This is a genomic window from Amycolatopsis sp. lyj-112 (assembly GCF_046549055.1).
Classification (GTDB): Bacteria; Actinomycetota; Actinomycetes; order Mycobacteriales; family Pseudonocardiaceae; genus Amycolatopsis.
Genome location: NZ_JAJPWS010000010.1, coordinates 13,295 through 29,286, shown reverse-complemented (window position 1 = coordinate 29,286; position 15,992 = coordinate 13,295). Strand labels below are relative to the sequence as shown.

16 protein-coding genes are annotated in these 15,992 nt (G+C 68.5%); all 16 read right to left on the bottom strand.

Annotated elements, in window-relative coordinates; all coding sequences use genetic code 11:
* Positions 1-79: 79 nt before the first annotated feature.
* The 16 genes from ACLJRL_RS28560 to ACLJRL_RS28485 all read right to left on the bottom strand — a co-directional run bounded on the left by ACLJRL_RS28560 (position 80) and on the right by ACLJRL_RS28485 (position 15,742).
* Complete coding sequence (locus ACLJRL_RS28560) at positions 80-409, bottom strand: hypothetical protein (RefSeq protein WP_410659396.1); 330 nt, start codon at positions 407-409, stop codon at positions 80-82.
* Positions 406-1,650 carry a glutamate synthase-related protein gene (locus tag ACLJRL_RS28555; RefSeq protein ID WP_410659395.1) on the bottom strand — a complete coding sequence of 415 codons (1,245 nt, stop codon included), beginning with the start codon at positions 1,648-1,650 and terminating at the stop codon, positions 406-408. The genes ACLJRL_RS28560 and ACLJRL_RS28555 overlap by 4 nt, the downstream gene beginning before the upstream one ends.
* Positions 1,647-2,642 carry an asparagine synthetase A gene (locus tag ACLJRL_RS28550; protein WP_410659394.1) on the bottom strand — a complete coding sequence of 332 codons (996 nt, stop codon included), beginning with the start codon at positions 2,640-2,642 and terminating at the stop codon, positions 1,647-1,649. The genes ACLJRL_RS28555 and ACLJRL_RS28550 overlap by 4 nt, the downstream gene beginning before the upstream one ends.
* On the bottom strand, positions 2,639-3,961 hold the full coding sequence (locus ACLJRL_RS28545; RefSeq protein ID WP_410659393.1) for a methylaspartate mutase: 1,323 nt from the start codon (positions 3,959-3,961) through the stop codon (positions 2,639-2,641). Before ACLJRL_RS28545 ends, ACLJRL_RS28550 begins: the two co-directional genes overlap by 4 nt.
* Positions 3,958-4,419 carry a cobalamin B12-binding domain-containing protein gene (locus tag ACLJRL_RS28540; RefSeq protein WP_410659392.1) on the bottom strand — a complete coding sequence of 154 codons (462 nt, stop codon included), beginning with the start codon at positions 4,417-4,419 and terminating at the stop codon, positions 3,958-3,960. Before ACLJRL_RS28540 ends, ACLJRL_RS28545 begins: the two co-directional genes overlap by 4 nt.
* Complete coding sequence (locus tag ACLJRL_RS28535) at positions 4,416-5,696, bottom strand: ATP-grasp domain-containing protein (protein ID WP_410659391.1); 1,281 nt, start codon at positions 5,694-5,696, stop codon at positions 4,416-4,418. Before ACLJRL_RS28535 ends, ACLJRL_RS28540 begins: the two co-directional genes overlap by 4 nt.
* Positions 5,693-7,456, bottom strand: coding sequence for an ABC transporter substrate-binding protein (locus tag ACLJRL_RS28530; RefSeq protein ID WP_410659390.1), 1,764 nt, complete (start codon positions 7,454-7,456; stop codon positions 5,693-5,695). The genes ACLJRL_RS28535 and ACLJRL_RS28530 overlap by 4 nt, the downstream gene beginning before the upstream one ends.
* Before the next feature lie 30 nt (positions 7,457-7,486).
* Positions 7,487-8,746, bottom strand: coding sequence for an MFS transporter (locus ACLJRL_RS28525; protein WP_410659389.1), 1,260 nt, complete (start codon positions 8,744-8,746; stop codon positions 7,487-7,489).
* A gap of 6 nt (positions 8,747-8,752) precedes the next feature.
* On the bottom strand, positions 8,753-10,375 hold the full coding sequence (locus tag ACLJRL_RS28520; protein ID WP_410659388.1) for a class I tRNA ligase family protein: 1,623 nt from the start codon (positions 10,373-10,375) through the stop codon (positions 8,753-8,755).
* A complete protein-coding gene (locus tag ACLJRL_RS28515) occupies positions 10,372-10,743 on the bottom strand; it encodes a cupin domain-containing protein (RefSeq protein ID WP_410659387.1) in 372 nt (123 codons plus the stop codon). Before ACLJRL_RS28515 ends, ACLJRL_RS28520 begins: the two co-directional genes overlap by 4 nt.
* Positions 10,744-10,764: 21 nt before the next feature.
* Positions 10,765-12,084, bottom strand: a complete 1,320-nt coding sequence (locus tag ACLJRL_RS28510) for a lysine N(6)-hydroxylase/L-ornithine N(5)-oxygenase family protein (protein ID WP_410659386.1) — start codon at positions 12,082-12,084, stop codon at positions 10,765-10,767.
* Positions 12,085-12,143: 59 nt separating this feature from the next.
* Entirely contained in the window at positions 12,144-13,400 is a 1,257-nt protein-coding gene (locus tag ACLJRL_RS28505) for an ATP-grasp domain-containing protein (protein ID WP_410659385.1), read from the bottom strand.
* A 137-nt stretch (positions 13,401-13,537) separates the two neighbouring features.
* On the bottom strand, positions 13,538-14,284 hold the full coding sequence (locus ACLJRL_RS28500; RefSeq protein ID WP_410659384.1) for a MerR family transcriptional regulator: 747 nt from the start codon (positions 14,282-14,284) through the stop codon (positions 13,538-13,540).
* Positions 14,281-14,769, bottom strand: a complete 489-nt coding sequence (locus tag ACLJRL_RS28495; RefSeq protein ID WP_410659383.1) for a nuclear transport factor 2 family protein — start codon at positions 14,767-14,769, stop codon at positions 14,281-14,283. Before ACLJRL_RS28495 ends, ACLJRL_RS28500 begins: the two co-directional genes overlap by 4 nt.
* Positions 14,770-14,827: 58 nt before the next feature.
* A complete protein-coding gene (locus ACLJRL_RS28490; protein ID WP_410659382.1) occupies positions 14,828-15,187 on the bottom strand; it encodes a hypothetical protein in 360 nt (119 codons plus the stop codon).
* Positions 15,188-15,334: 147 nt separating this feature from the next.
* Complete coding sequence (locus ACLJRL_RS28485) at positions 15,335-15,742, bottom strand: VOC family protein (RefSeq protein WP_410659381.1); 408 nt, start codon at positions 15,740-15,742, stop codon at positions 15,335-15,337.
* Positions 15,743-15,992 lie beyond the last annotated feature (250 nt).

The following is a 15,992-nucleotide window of genomic DNA, read 5'->3' as shown; positions in this document are numbered from 1 at the left end:
CAAAAGTCCGTGAAGGCCCCCTTGAGGGACTCTGAGTCCCTCAAGGGGGCCTTCACGGACTTGAGGAAACCAGCGCCGACTAGTCGGCGACCTCTTCGATCGCCGAAGTCCCCCGCGAACCGGGGCTGCCGTACCGCTCCCACACCTCGTTCAGCCGGATCCGGCCGTCCGGCAGGAACTCCGGGGTGTTCGTGCTGTGCCCCGAGATCACCGCGCCGCTGGCCAGCACCATCGTGTAGGCCATGTCGATGGTCCCGTCCTCGCCGCACTTCCCTGTCAGCGAACCCAGCCGCACTCCGCCGCCGGTCAGCTCCGCCCACACGAGGTCGTCCTTCTGCCGGTACAGCGTCACCGGCGCGTTCGGGTCGGCGCTGACCTTGCGGAACCGTTTCCCGTCGTAGTTGATCATCCGTCCTGCTCCGTCCGATTCGGGAACCAGAGGTCGTCCGCGGTGAGATCCGCGAGGTCGTACTTGCCGAGCGCGCTGGTGAGCAGCCGCAGTTCGAGTTCGAGACAGCGGACCAGCCGCACGAGCCCTTCGGCGCCGTCCTCGTCGACAGCGAGCAGCGCGGCCCGGCCGAGCCCGACGGCGGAGGCGCCCATGGCGAGACACTTCAGTGCCCGGCTTCCCTCCCAGATCCGGCCGGAGACCAGCAGGGACGCGTCCGGCTTCCCGACCCGGCGCAGGCATTCGACCAGCGGCAAGCCCACCTGGTCGAGGAACACCGACGGCGCCCAGCCGGTGCCGCCCTCCGCACCGTCCACGGTGACGGCGTCCGCTCCCGCCGCCCACGCGACCCGCGCGGCTTCGCCGACGTCCCGGCCCGGGTGCAGTTTCACCCAGGCACGCGCCCGGGGGTAGTTGTTGCGCATCAGGTGGATCTGCTGGCGCAGGATCTCCCCGGTGAACGTGCCAGGGCTGCTCGAACGCAGCACCATGGCGGTGTCGGTCCCGAACGCTTCGTCCACTGTGTACTGCTCGGCGACCTCGCCGGCCGCCGTGCGCGAGAGCACGGTCATCCCGCCGAGCCCGGGTTTCGCGCCCTGGCCGACCTTCAGTTCGAACGCCAGCCGCCCGGTTTCCAGCAGTTTCGTCGCGGACGGGTCACTGTAGACGAGGTTCCACACCTCCGCGTCGGCGTCCTCGGTGCTCTGCTGCACCACGACGCCGCCCAGTCCGTCCGGCACGGCGCCGGCATACGCGCGGATCCGGCCGAGCAGACCGTCTTCGACGCGCTCACCCATCCGGCCGTACCCGTGCATCGGCACCACGTTCTCGCCGATCACCATGGGCATCCCCAGGCGCCCGGCCTGCTCGCTCGCGGCGATCCCGAGGCCGCTGCCCGCCACCTGCGTGGATCCGAAGGCGCACAGGAACACCGGCGACGGCGAGGTGAAGCCACCGAGGACGGTCGTCAGCTCGACGTCTCCGTAGACCGGTTCGCGCGCGAGGTCGAACATCTTCTCCAGGCGGCGCGGGACGAACACCGGCGGCACGATCCGCGCGCGGTCGAGTTCGTCGGGAGGACTCTCGACGTCCGCGCCGAACAACGTCCGGCCATAGCCCCCGACGTCGGGGAAGATCGCCGCGCTGCCTTCCCGCGCCCGGGTCCGGATGGCGTCTTCCGGAAGCTGCCGTGCGGTGATCACGGCGTCGCGATCCCGGGCAGCTTCGGGTACGCGCTGGCCTGCCAGATCGCGTCCAGCCCGGCGATGTACCGCGTGACCCGTTCCAGCCCCAGCCCGAAGCCGGCGCTCGGGGGCAGTCCTTCGCGCGCGAGGTCGAGGTACCAGGCGTACTTCGCCGGGTTCTCCCCCGTCTCCCGCATCCGCTCGATGAGCCGCCGGTACTCGTGCGTGCGCTCACCGCCACTGCACAGTTCGCCGAACCCGTCCGGGGCGATGAGGTCGAAGTTCCGCAGCACCCCCGGTTCGGTGCCGGACTCGCCGTCGGTGAACCCGCGCGATCCCTTGGGGTAGTCGACGATGAAGAACGGCCGGTTCGTCTGCTCGGAGATCAGGCGCTCGCCCTGCCAGTCGATCTCCGCGTCCGCGCTCTGCCCGTGCATCAGGCCCTGCAGCCGCGACACCGCCTCGCGGTGGGTCATCCGCTCGAAGTCCTCCTCCAGCAACGGCGTGAAGGCGTCCTGGTCCCGGCCGAGCGTGGCGAGGTCCACTTTGGACTCTCGCAGCGTGTGGGTTACCACATGCCGGAGCAGGCCCTGCGCCAGATCGAGGACGTCCTCGCGGCTCGCCCGCGCCACCTCGACGTCGATCTGGCTGAACTCGACCAGATGCCGCCCGGTGGTCGAGGTCTCCAGCGGCTCCAGCCGGACGTTCGGCGCGATGTAGAAGATCTTGTCGAAGGCGAGCAGCGACGCCTGCTTGTACAAGATGACGCTGGTCATCATCTTGTACTTGTGGCCGTAGTAGTCGACGTCGACCTGTTTGGCGCCACGGCATCCCGGGTCGGTCACCGGGCCGATCAGCGGCGGCTGCAGTTCGACGAACCCGTTCATGCCGAGGTATTCGCGGGTGCCCGCGGTGATGCTGTTCTGGATGCGCAACGCCGCCTGCGTCACCGGCGACGTCAGATGCTCGCGGGTTCCCGGCGGCAGTGCCGCGCCCGGTGTTCCGGTCATGTTCTACTCCCCTGTTTCAGTTCAAGACGCATCTTCTGCACGGTTTCGATTCCAGGCATCCCGTACCGGTCGTCGAACGCTCGCTCGACGTAGCGGAGTGCCTCCAGCAGGTCGGCGGAGCCCATCCGCCGGTCCGCGGGCAGCTCCACGAGATCGCCCAGCGGCATGGCGCCGATCCGCTGCCATTCCAGGCGCCCGTTCGCGTCCAGCCTGCCGCGTGCCTGGCCGGCGTTGTCCGGGTGCAGGCAGAACGGGACGTCGAGCTGGCCCCGCGCGAACGCGGCGACCAGCGCCCGGCCGAGATCGCCGTCGAGCGAAAGCACGTTGTCCACCAACGCTTTCGCCTGCGCGTGGATCCCGGTGTCGCCGAGATGCCCTATCCGTGACACTCCTCGAGCGGCCGCGGCGGCGTGTTCGAGGGCGGTCACGTTCTCCGCCACGGTCGGCACCCGGTGCGCCTCGGCGGTGGTCTTGACGATCAGCCTGCTCGCGCCGGTGCGGGCGGCCAGCCGCGCGGATTCCGCCAGCAGCGCCAAAGCGCCACCGGGGGTCCTCGGGTAGACGCCCATGTAGCCGTAGATCACGACGTGCGTCCGCGCGTGCGGCACGTATTCCCTGATGAGGGCGTGCAGCGCGGCGACAGCCTCCTCGTCCTGGCCGGCGTGGGTCTGCTGCGCGTAGCTGAAGGAGATGCAGCGGACTCCGTGCCGCCAGAAGAACATCCCTTCCAGCACACTCAACGCGACCAGCAGCGCGGGCGGGCACAGCTGTCCCATCATGCAGCCACCGAAGGTCTCCAGATGCGGTTCCAGCTCCGGGCTCCGGGCCGCCGCCAGGGTTTCGCAGCAACGGCGCCAGTTGTCGACGGCCGCGGACAGCGACATCCGGCTGTAGGGCAGGCAATACGAGACCGGCCCGCCCTCGGTCGCGTGCAGCCCGTGGTCCAGCAGCGTCCGGACGATCCGGCGGGGATCCGCCGAGCCGTGCCGGACCTGGACCGGGAAATCCCTGGTCAGCACCGCGTCCAGCAACGCCGTCGTCCTCGCGGGATCGTGGTCGACGAGCGGATAGCCGTTGAGGTCCGCGCCGGCGGCCAGGGCTTCGCGCGCCGCCTCATGGTCGCCGACGCGGGTGTAGCTGTCGATCGTGACCGTGCCGACGGTCGCGGCCCGCGCCGCGCGGGTCGCGAGAAGGCCCTTGCCCATCCGCTCCGGATCGGCGAACCCCATCCGGGGCTGGACGACCAGGTCTCCCCGGGCATGGTGGCGCGCGACCACCTCGCCGAACGAAAGGCCCCGTCGCGGGGCGACCATGCTCATCCGGCGGCCAGCGGGACGCCGGTACGGACCGACAGGGTGTGGATGAACGTCCGGAACGGGCTCAGCCCGCCGGAGTCCTCGAACACCGCGTCGAATCCGGCGGCCAGCAGCCGGGTGGCGTTGCTCCCGCCCGCGACGTCGAGCTTCCCGCCGATGACGACCGGCATCGTCACCAGCACCGGGTGGGTGCGGAAGGTGTCCATCAGCCGGACCCCGTCGTGGCAGCCGTGCCCGTTGAGACTGCTGATCACCACCAGATCCGGCCGCCGCTCGGCGCATTCGTTCACGATCGTCGCGTCCGGGACGCAGGCGCCGAGATTGGTCACCCGGCAGCCCAGTTCTTCCAGCAGCAGCTCCAGGTACACCAGGTTCCAGGTGTGCGCGTCGGAGGAAAGACCGGTCACGATCACGTCGAGACCGGCGGCGGGAAGAGCGGGCGGGACGGCTTCGATGCTCATGGTGCGGCGTTCTCCCTCTCGTCTCCGTCCGGCCGCACGTCGATCTCGATCAGCGCGACGGCCTCTTCGGCCAGGCGCAACGCTTTCGCCGGGCTGTCCGCCGTCACCATCAGATCGCCGACGCGGTCCCACGAGCTGCGCAGCCCGCCGAACCGGTCACCGGCCGAAACCTCGACGTCGCACAGGAAGACTCCCTCGGCCTGCGACGCCTTCTCCACTCCGCGCACGTCATGGATGACGCCCGGCTCGAGGGACACGAACCGCACCGCGGCACCGCCTTCGGCCTTGCGCGGCAACACATCCACGACCGGCTCGTCCTTCATCACCGAGAAGTAGGCGCGGTTCAGCTCCACCGGGTAGGCCCGCTGGATCAGTTCGATGATCCCGTCGCCGGCGAACCGCCCGGCGCATTCGACCAGGTACGGCACCCCGTCCGAGACGATCCATTCACAGTGGACGATCCCGGTGCGGAACCCCGCCGCGTCGGTCAGCCGCCGGGTTTCCTCGCCCAGCAGGGCGGTCAGCTCCGCGGAGATGTCGGCGGGGACGATATGCGCCAGCTCCACCGGGCGCGGACCGGGGAACAACCGCTTGCCGGTGACGTTGGCGAACAACGGTTCCCCGTCCCGCAGCAGCATCTCCACGCTGTACTCGTCACCTTCGACGAACCGCTCGGCCAGCATGCGCAGTTCCATCGCGCGGTCCGGGACGAAGATGCCCTCGTCCTGCACGACACAGTTCGCCCACGCCTGCTCGACCTCGGCCGGATCGTCGATCACCTGCGTGCCCACCGACGCCTGCCGGTTCGCGGGCTTCAGCACAATCTTCCCCGGGTGCTCCGCCAGGAACGCGCGGACGTCGGCCGGGCTTTCGACCCGCGCCGATTCCGGGTTCGCGATACCGGCCGCTCGGCTGACCTGACGCAGCACTCCCTTGTCCCGCAGGATCTGCGCCGCACCGAACCCGGCGCCGGGCAGGCCGTAGCGTTCCGCGAGCCGGGCCGCGAACGGAGTCGCGTACTCGGTCAGCGGGACCACCGCGGCCGGGTCGAGATCGCGGTGGAGATGGAAGAACTCGTCCGCCTTCCCAGGCAGATGGAACTCCCACTCGATCAGCTCGCGCACCAGCGCCGAACCGGCCACCGTCTCCCGCGCGCCACGCTTGCGGACGACGTCGGGCTCCTCGACGAAGATCACCGAGCCGTCCGGCTGGAAGTCCTTTATGGACGATCCCAGCGCGGCGGCCACGAACCCGACCAGCACCACCGGCCGGGTCATGACTCGTTCTCCGCTGTTTCGTCGACGTAGTACCAGTTCTCCGGGTTGATCAGCCCGTACGGGTTGATCGGCGAGAACCCGCGCAGGTTGCCCGCGACCTCGAACAGCCGCCGCGGGAAGGTCGGCATGAAGATCACCGGTGCCTGGTCGGCGATGTACTCCTGGTACTCGTAGAGGGCTTCGAGGTCGTCGGAGGTGACCGTCTTCGCGATCAGCTCGTCCGCCTTGGCGTCCCGGTAGTTGCTGAAGTTGCAGGCCGCCCCGCTCTGGAAGAGGTTCTCCCCGGTCGGGTAGTTGTAGACCCAGCCGCCGCCCCAGCAGGACAGCTCCCACATCCGTGCCTCGCCCGGCCCGTCCTGCGCCACCAGGACCGAACCCATCACCTCTTCGAGACGGATCTCGATGCCGGCCTTGGCCGCGTCATCGCGGAACTGCGCCATGAGCCGGGCCAGCGAAGGACGTCCTTCCCAGTAACGCAGGGAGAAACTCAGCTCGGTGCCGGCCGGAATGCCTTCGCCCGCCTCACCGAGGCCGGTTCCCGGGCGCACGCACACCGCGGGGGAAGCGCTGACGTCCCAGCCGTTCCCGGCGAGCAACTCCCGCGCCTTCTCCAGGTCGAACGGCCAGAAACCGCCTCGTTCGGCGATCTTGGGCGACACGAGGTCACTCTTGGGCAGCACCGGGATCGAGCCGGTCTGGCTCCAGCCGTAGCCCTGATAGACCTCGCGGGCGCCGTACTCCTGGTCGAAACAGCTCTGCAGCGCCTGCCGGACATAAGGCTGCCGGATCAGGTTCCCGGCGATCGTCGGGTTGCCGAAGTTGACCGCCATGAAGTTGATGTTGAACAGGATCTGCGGCTCCAGCTGGAACCCGTCGCCCAGCGGGTTCGGCCCGCCCGTCGTCGGGTCGCCGTCCGGCTGGACGCCCATACCCGGCGGCAGGAACCCGACCTGGACGTCGCCCGACCGCAGCAGTTCGTACTGCTGCTCGTCCGACGTCGTCGAGACCTGGCGCAGCTCGTCGAGATGCGGCGGGTTCGGTCCGCTGTAGTGTTCGTTCGGGACGAACGTGACGACGCCCTCTTCGGTGTAGCTCTTCAGCCGCCAGGGCCCGTTGACGACACTCCACACAGGACTGTCGGCCCAGCGGGCGCGATGGGAGTTGTCCTCCTCGACGACGTCGCCGTTCTCCGCCATCAAGAACTCGTACACGGCCTCGGCCTGACCGATGTCGTGTGTCGCGTCGGCTGGCCCGTCCGCGGTGCGGTCCCACGCCTTCGGCATCGGCGTGATCATGGTGAGCTGGTTCAGCAGGACCCAGTTCTCCGAGTACGCCTTGTCGAAGGTGAAACTCACCTTGTCGTCGGCGACCTTCCCGAACGACACCAGGTTGTCCGGGAAGTAGCCCTCGGAGTAGGCGCCGAACCTCGGCCCCTTCACCTTCAGCATGTTCATCCAGAAGATGACGTTGTCCGCGCAGACCGTCTCGCCGTTGGACCATTTCCACGGCTTGATCCGGACCGTGCAGGTGCGGCCGGTCTCGTCCCACACCGGCTCCTCGCCGATACTGAGGTCGTAGTCGATCGCCGGTTCGCCGTCGCGGCCCAGCCAGTAGAGGGGCCGGTACATCAGCATCTGGAACTCGTAGAGGCTCCGCACCCCGAAGCGCTCGCCCGGGGTGAAGGGGAAGATCACCGCGGGCGGGAACCCGGGCAGGCAGGCCCAGGTCGCCACGCCGCCCTTGATCGGCTTGTCCGTCATGACTTTTACTTCCTCCGCTCGTCGCCGCGCTCAGGCGGCGGTCGCCTCGAGAATCTCGGCCGGCTGCGACTTTTCCTGCGCCGACAACGGTTTCGCCAGGCTCAGATAGGTGCCGATCACGATCGCGCCCTGCAGGATCGCCAAGCCCCAGAACGCGTACGGCACGCTGAACGCGTCCGCCAGCGTCGACAGGCCGACCGTCGCGCCGACACCCAGTCCCAGACCGACGGCCTGCGTCCCGCCGAAGATCCGGCCGACCCGATCCTCCGGGCTCGCCCGCATCAACAGGGTCCGCGCGGCGATCCGGCCTTGCGCGAAGCAGAACCCGGCGAACGGGATCGCCGCCATCAAGGCGATGTAGTGCAGCGGCTGGATCGCGAGGCAGATCAGGTTCCCGAGCGTGCCGAGCACCGCCAGATGGATGCCCTTGAACCGTTTGCTGACCTTGCCGTACAGGGCGGCGCCGACGATGAAGCCGACCCCGGCCAGTGCGTCGACCACGCCGATCATCCACGCACCTTGGTTGAAGGTCTGCAGGATCAGCGTCGTCAGGATGACGTTGGCGACCATCAGGCCGATGTTCCCGTTGGCGTACAACAGCGCGAGACGCTTGACCGGCTGGTGCACGGGGGCCTCGACCGGCACCGACGGGTCGACGGCCGTCGTCGCCGCGACCACCGGCGCCTTGACGGGCTTGCGGCCGATCGCGTAGACGAGGATCGCCGAGAGGATGAAGGTCAGCGAGTTGAAGATGAACAGCGGCGTGGCGCCGAACCAGATCACCAGGAAGCCGGCCAGCGACGACGCCAGCAGCATGCCGGAGTTGCTCGCCATCTCGAAGTGCGAGTTGAACTTCCCGAGCCGCTCGTCCCGGATTCGTTCCTTGATCAAGCCGTTGCTGGCGGGCATGAACAGCGCCGCGGTGCAGGCGAGCAGGAAGTTCGCTATATAGGACCCCAGGTTCGCCGGGCCACCGAGCCACAGCCAGAGCGGGAGGGCGAACGCCGTCATCGCGCTGACCAGGTCCGCCGCCACGCACAGCATCCGCCGGTCGACCTTGTCGACCAGCTTGCCGAACATCAGCGCGAGCGCGACCTGCGGAATGGACACCGCGATGAACAGCCAGCCGACGGCGAGAGTGGTCTGTTCGGCGTGGAACACCAGGATCGCCGCGGCGGTGATCTGGAACGCGTTACCCGCCGTCGTGACGAACCCCGCCGGGACCAGCAGGCGTTCGGCGAGCCGGGAACTCCGGGCCGCGTCGGCGGAGAGGGTGCTGTCGAGTGACATGGGGTCTCAGACCTCGCTCGTCGGGGAGAATTCCAGCGGTGGCACGGCGAACGCCGTGGTGTGCGTGACGTCGTAGGCGGCGGGGGTGATCCGGAGGTCGAAGCCACCGGCCAGTGCCGCGCGGCCGGAGACGTCGATGAGGATCGGCGACGCGCAGCTGATCAGCGCGCGTACTTCGAGGAAGAGGTCGCCCAGCCTGCCGCGGAGCACCTCCTGGTCGAGGTTGCCCTCGAGCGTGCGTCCGGTCTCGGCCCGCAGGCGTTCGACGTGCTGCACCACCAGGTCGGCGGCCCGGCTGAGACTGAAGTCTTCGAGTTCGTAGTTCAGGCCGAACCGGGTCACCATCACCGCCGCGCGTTCGGTGGCCTCCACCGACACCGGAAGCTGCCCGCCCTCACCACCGATTTCGGCGGTCAGCTTGGCGAGCGTCTCGGCGAGTTCGTTCCAGGGCGCGGCAAGGCGCTCGCCGGCGACCTTCTCCAGCGCGGCGCGGCTGAAGTTGGTCCGCGCGAATTCGGGGGCGGTGAGGGTGAGGTAGAACCGCGCGATGTCGCGTGGCACCTCGGCCGCCAGGTCGCGGGCCCAGACCACATGTCCCTTGCTGGTGGAGAACTTCTCGTTCTCCAGTTCGTAGAACTCGTTGACCAGCAACGTGTCCGGCAGGACATAGCGGCCCTCGTGGGCGATCAGTTCGGCCACGTGGACGACTCCCCAGGTGAACAGCGGGTCGAACCCCATGAACACCACGACCCGCGAGTCGTTCTCCGCGAGCCACGCGTCGTCGTCGGAGAGGACCGGCTTTCCGTTGCGCCGCAAGGCGTACTCGGTGCAGTACATCGAGGCCGGCATACCCTCGACCCACGCGTTGAGCGTCTGCCCCGGCGTCTGGAGGAACGGCGCCGGCATACCCCAGCTCACCGGATACGTGATCGCGAAGTCGGGCAACGGCCCGGCCAGCAGTTCCCGCATCAGCCCGAGCACGTGCGGCCGCCACGCCGGACCGCGGTTCTCGTAGTAGGCGAGGAGTTGTTCGCGGTACTCGGAGACGGGGAAGACCATGATCTCCGTCTCGCGGTAGGTCACCTCGTCGGCCGGGTGGAGCACCGAGTACGGCTCGATGAGCGCGTCGAAGTCGATCGGATGCCCGCAGCCCTCGCAGAACCCGCCGCGGCTGTCGGCGAGGCAGGTCGGGCAGCCACCGCCGACGAAACCTTCGACCAGGAACTCGCCCTTGCTCTCGTCATAGGGCAGCCGGACCTTGCGCAGGCGAAGCTTTCCCTTGTCGTACAGGCGTTTGACGTAGTCGTGGACGAGTGCCTTGTAGCCGTCGTCGGTCGGCGAGAAACCGTCGACCTCGATGCCCATCGCGTCGAACGTGCGCTGGATGGCGTCGGTCGACTGCTCCACCAGTGCGGGCGGGGTGAGCCCGACCCGCGCCGCGCTGGTGACGAGATACGTCTGGCTGTCGTCGGTGCAGGAGGCGAAGACCCCCGCGCGGCCGGCCGCGCGCAGGTAGCGCCGGTGGACGTCGGCACCGAGGTACGGGCCGGCGATATGGCCGATGTGCAGGTCCCCGTTGGACGTCGGGGGGCCGCCGATGATGACCACCGGTCTGGTGTCGCCGCTCATGCCCGGACCTGCTCGTCATGCCGGCCAAGGAACGTCGTGGTCATGTCCGAGTCCCACCAGATCGCGTACATCTCGAAGTCTTCGGCGCCGTCGTTGAGGATGCGGTGTTCGGTGCCGGGCGCGTGGAACTCGATGTCGCCGGGCCGGAACGTGCGGCGCACTCCCCCGGCCTCGACGACCGCCTCGCCGCTGACGGCGATGAAGATCTCGTACTCGTGGTGAGCGTGCGCGCCCGTCGCGCCGTGCGCGGGCACCGTGACCCAGGCGCCTTCGAACGGCGCGTTCAGTGCCGTCCACGGCAGGAGCCGCTGGCCGTAGGCACCGTTCTCGAAGACCATCTTTTCCCGCTCCAGCGGACGGATCTCCATGACTGCGTTCCTTTCCGATGCTCAGCGGGTGGCGACGATGGGGGCGGCGTCCGAGGTGGCCTGCGGCGGTACCGAGGTGTCCGGGTGCTCGCCGCGGTGGGCGAGGATGTCCTGGAGGATGTCGTTGGCGCGCGGGGCGAGGACGCTCAGCAGCGAGTCCGCGATCCCGTGCGTCGCCTCGTTGACGCCCTGCAGGTAGACGGCCGCGGTGGCGGGCTGGTCGATCTCCAGCCGGTAGTCACGGGTCACCTTGATCTCCGAGAGACCGATCGACTTCGCGATCTCCTGGACCATCCTCGGCATCTCCGGGGAGAAACCGGTGCCGAGCAGCACGAGATCCGTGCGCAGTTCCCGCGTCTCGCCGGTGCGCCGGTCGGTGAGCTCCAGCACGACCTCGTCGCCGTCGTCACGGGCGTCGGTGATGTCGCTCATCGTGATCATCTGCAGCCGGGAGCGGCCGGACAGGCGGTCCAGGTACACCGAGCGGTAGAGCGAGTCCATCGTGCCCGGCGCCAGCCCGGAGTAGTTCGTGTGGTGCATCTCGGCGAGCATCTGTTCGCGGGCGTCCGGCAGCGAGTCGAAGAACTTGTCCACATGGGACGGGAAGAACAGCTCGTTGTTGAACTTGCTGCTCTCGTAGTAGTTCAGGCCGATCGAACGCATCACCATCGTCGGCCTGCATTCGGGCAGGTCGTTCTGCACCGAGCAGAACAGTTCCGCCGCGCTCTGCCCGGCGCCGATCACCGCGACGCGGTACGGCAGGTCCTTGCGCAGCTTCGCGATCCGCGGCAGGTACTGCGTGCTGTGGATGACACGATCCTGATCGACCGTGCGGAGCTGATCGGGGATCCGCGCGTCACGGCCGGCGCCGACCACGAGGTAGCGGCTGCGGATGGTCTCGCCGTCGGCGATCCTGGTCTCCCAGCCGGTGAGCACGTCGTCCGTCCACACGGGAGTGATGTCGAGGCATTCCCGGCCGCGCTCGATATCGACCAGGGACAGCGATTTGGCCGTCCACTTGAGATAGTCGGCCAGCTCGACCCGATACGGGACGAAACTGCCCATGTTCACGAACTCGTTGAGCCGGTTGGTGTCGTGCAGGTAGTTGAGGAACGAGAACCGGCTGCGCGGATTGCGCAGGGTCACCAGGTCCTTGAGGAAGGAGACCTGGGACAGCGCCTCCGGCAGGAGCATTCCCCGCTGCCAGGAGATCTCCTCGTCCCGTTCGAGGAGGACCGAATCGCGGGCGAGGCCGGGTGCCAGCTCCTCCAGTGCCACGGCGAGTGCCAGATTGGACGGTCCAGCTCCGACTGCGAGAAGCTCGACATCACGGTTAGCCATTTGTTTGCTCCGCCATCGTTGAGAGTGCTTGGAAGGTGTCCTGTGGTCCCGGTGCCGCTTCAGCCACCGGTGGCCACCGAAGGCAGCAGGGGGTGCGCCGTCAGCCGGACCTGGGCGAGCGCCTTGTCCAGCATCACGTCACAGTCGTCGGGGTCGCTGCCGGCGCAGATCACGTACGCGTGGCGCGAAATGAATTCCGCGGGCGGCAGCCGCATCCGCGACCCCGGTTCGACGAGCACGTCGGAAGCGAGGATCCCGTTGCCCGGCAAGGACTCCGGCACGGACACGGACTCGACGACGCAGTCCTGTTTCGGGTAGCCGAACCGCACGCCGACCCATCGGGGCTCCGGATCGTGCGGAAGGTGCGGCCGCATACCGAGTGCGACGTCGACCGCGGTCGCCCCCGGGTCGACCCCGGTCGCGAACCGGGCCAGCAGCGGGATCAGGTCCCCGCCGAGCCGACCGTTGATCTCGACGATCACCGGCCCGCGCCCGGTGAGCTTGAGTTCGGTGTGCGTGATGCCGTACCGGAAATCGATCGCGCTGTGCGCGCGGGCCAGCGTCGAGCGGAGCACCGGGTCGGCGAGCAGTTCGTCCGAAGAGCTCACCAGGTGGCCGAGTTCCTCGAAGTACGGGTGCATGCCGACCGTCTTGCGCGCCACGAACATCGGCGTGTACTCGCCGTCGACGACGGCACCGTCCACACTGATCTCCGGGCCGGTCAGGTACTCCTCGACCAGCGCCCCGCCCTGATACGCCGGGGATCCGCCGAAGCTGGCGTCCTCCGCGGTCCGGAACGCCGTCCGCACCGCCTCGCCGTCTTCCGCGAGGCTGACGCCGATGCTGGCCCCTCCCCCACGCGGCTTGACGACGACCGGGTACCCGATCCGCTCGGCCACGCGGACCGCCTGGTCTTCGTCGTGCACGAAACCGAAATCCGGCTGGGCGACGCCGGCCGCGGTGAGCGTCCGGCGGCTGAGCCACTTGTCACGGCAGCCCTCGATGGCGGAGATCCCCGCCCCCGGCACGCCGAGTTCGTCGGCGACGTGCGCCGCCGTCACGATCAACGCCTCGTCCCAGGACACCACGCCCAGCACCGGCGTCCTCGCGTTCAGGGCACGGGCCGCGGCCAGGACGGCGTCGCGGTCGTTCGTGTCCAGCACCGTGTCACCGGTGATGTAGCGCTCCTGCCAGGTCGGCTCGGCCCCGGTGAACAGCCACAAGGGATGCCGGTGCCCGGCCGACGCCAACAGGTATTCCCGGTAGGACCGCATCCCGCAGCCGATGACCAGGACAACACCTTCCGCTGAGCTCATTCCCTCTCCCCACCAGCCCGTCGCTTCGTCGCGGGCTACTACATCCCGGGGATTGGTTGACCGGAACCCTTGATTCGGGCAGAACAATCAACGAAGGCTGTTGGTCGGTTGACCGGTGACGGGAAAGGTGCAGGTACCTACTCGGCGACCGGCACGCGGACGCGGACCCGCGGTCCGTCGAAGTAGTCCTCGATGACGAAGCCGGTGGGCCGCGGGGCTTCGGCCAGGACGCGGTCGTAGGTGTGCGCGAGCCGGTCGAGATCGCCTCGATGGGTGATTTCGAGGGCGGGGCCGCAGGGCAGGTCGAGAGCCGGAAGGCCGGCGGCGTCGGTGCGGGCGAACACGTGGCCGGTCACGCGATCACCGAGGTCGAGGGGCAGCAGCGCACCCCATTCGACGTCGGGAGTGAGACTCCGTTGTCTGCGGAGTCCGGCCCTCAGCGTGGCCATGGTGCGGATGATCGTGCCGGTCAGCGCGCCGAAGTCGGTGTCGAAGGCCAGGGCCGGGACCCGTGCCGCGGGCAGGATGACGGACCGCGGGACGCCAGGCTCGAACGGAGCCAGGTCGTCGAGGACCGCCAGGGAACGGGCGCGTTCGGCGATCTCGCCGGTGAGGCGGCGGCGTTCGCCGTCGAGCGCGGCCTCGGCCGATCGCCCGCCGCGCAGGACACGCGCGATGACTTCGGGCGCGGTGCCCGCCGCGCGCAGGCGGGCGATGGTGACCGCGGTGGGCAGCTGGCTGCCGAGGTAACGGCGGTAGCCGGTGACCGGGTCGACGGCCGCCGGGGTCAGCAGCCCGACCCTGTCGTAGTACCGCAGGGTCGAGGCCGGCAGACGGCAGCGGCGGGCGAACTCCGCGATCAACAGCCACTCGTCGTCGCTCACCGCGCCAGTGTTCCCGATTCCGGCAGGGTCATCAGGACCGAGGGCCGGTGGCGGACGATCCTGCTCACCGCGCCGGGGGTGATGCCGATCGCGAACAGGGCCGCGGTGCGGTCGAAGTATTCGCGATAGGTGTGGCAGTGGCCTTCACGGGTCTCGAATACCGACACGCCGCGGAAACGCAGGGTGCGGCCCGCGCCATGCCGGACCCGGTCGCTGAGCGTGAAAGCGAAATCCCACTCTCCGACGGTGCGGCTCTCACCGGCGACCGCGGCGCGCATCGTCCACTCGTGGTGGACTCCCTCGGAGTACATGCGCCCGAACAATTTCCGCAAACCGTCATGCTCACTGAAGGCGCCGTAGAACAGATCGTGATAAGTGGCGTCGGGCGTGAAGATCCCGATCACCTTCTCGACGTCGCGAGTGTTGAAGGCCTCGGCGAAGCGGTGAGCGATCGTGGTCGCTGCCGTGGTCGATATCGTGGTCATGTCGCCATCGTGGGCCTTCGAGCCGGGTGAAGGTCAAGACCTACTCCGACGCACGACACTAGTTGCGGTTCCCGTAGGACTGCTCGCACGGATATCCGTCGCGGTCCGCGTCCCAGCTCAGCGGCCGCCCGGCGTTGACCCAGGAAGTGAACGCGTAGGTGAACGAATACCCGTCGGCGAACAAACGCTGGCAGGGCGTGAGACTCGGCGCCACGGGTGCCCGCGTGACGGTCACCGGCGGCTCCACGAACACGACCGAGGTGGGCGGCGGAGCGACGACGGCGGTGGTCGTCTGCGGCACGATCTCCCGCACCACCGTGACCGGCGTGCCGGCCGTCGGCGTACCGCAACCACCCAGACCCGCAACGGAAACGGCGGCACCCGCTGAAACCAGTAGTGCCGCGACTGTCCTGTTCATACCCTCGCCTTCCGGTGAAACCGCTGAACCCTCACGAGAGAGGACGGCGATTTCACCGGTGGCGTAACGGATTTCGCGGGATCGGAGCACGAAGGCCCCGCGAGCCGGGCGCTTCGGCCCCCGCCGGGCAGGGCCGGAATACCCTGGTCAGGACTGAACGACGTTCACCATCCACGAAATACCGAACTTGTCGGTGCAGGCTCCGAAGAGGTCGCCCCACATCTGCTTTTCGAACGGGACCGAAACGGTGCCGTCGGCGGACAATTTCTCCCAGTATCCGCGCAATTCCGCGTCGTCGTCACCGCTGAGGCTGACGGAGATGTTGGTCCCCGGATTGTGCTCCATTCCCGGAGGCGTGTCCGACGCCATGAGGTGGTAGCCGCCCGGGGATTCGAGCTGGGCGTGCATGATCTGGTTCTCCACCGGAGTTCCCGCCATGCCGGATTCGCCGAACGTGTTCAGCGTGAGCTCGCCGCCGAACACCGTCTTGTAGAACTCCATGGCCTGCCGGGCGTCACCGGCGAAGCTGATGTAGGGATTGAGACGGGAAGCCACTGGACACTCCTTCGGGTCGAGTCCCGAGCATCCTGACAGAATCCCCCTGACGCGACAACGGCGGAACAACGGCCGGGTGAATTCCTTTGAGCAACGGAAATTCAAGCCCTTCCCCGAATGCGGTGAGCAATTTCCCCAGCGCGCTCCGCGCGGTCGCGGAGGTGTCCGGACCGAGTACGGCGAGCCGGTCGTCGTACGGCCCGGTCAGGCGTCGCGCACCCACCGGCGGTGTCCCGTTACGCGATAGCTA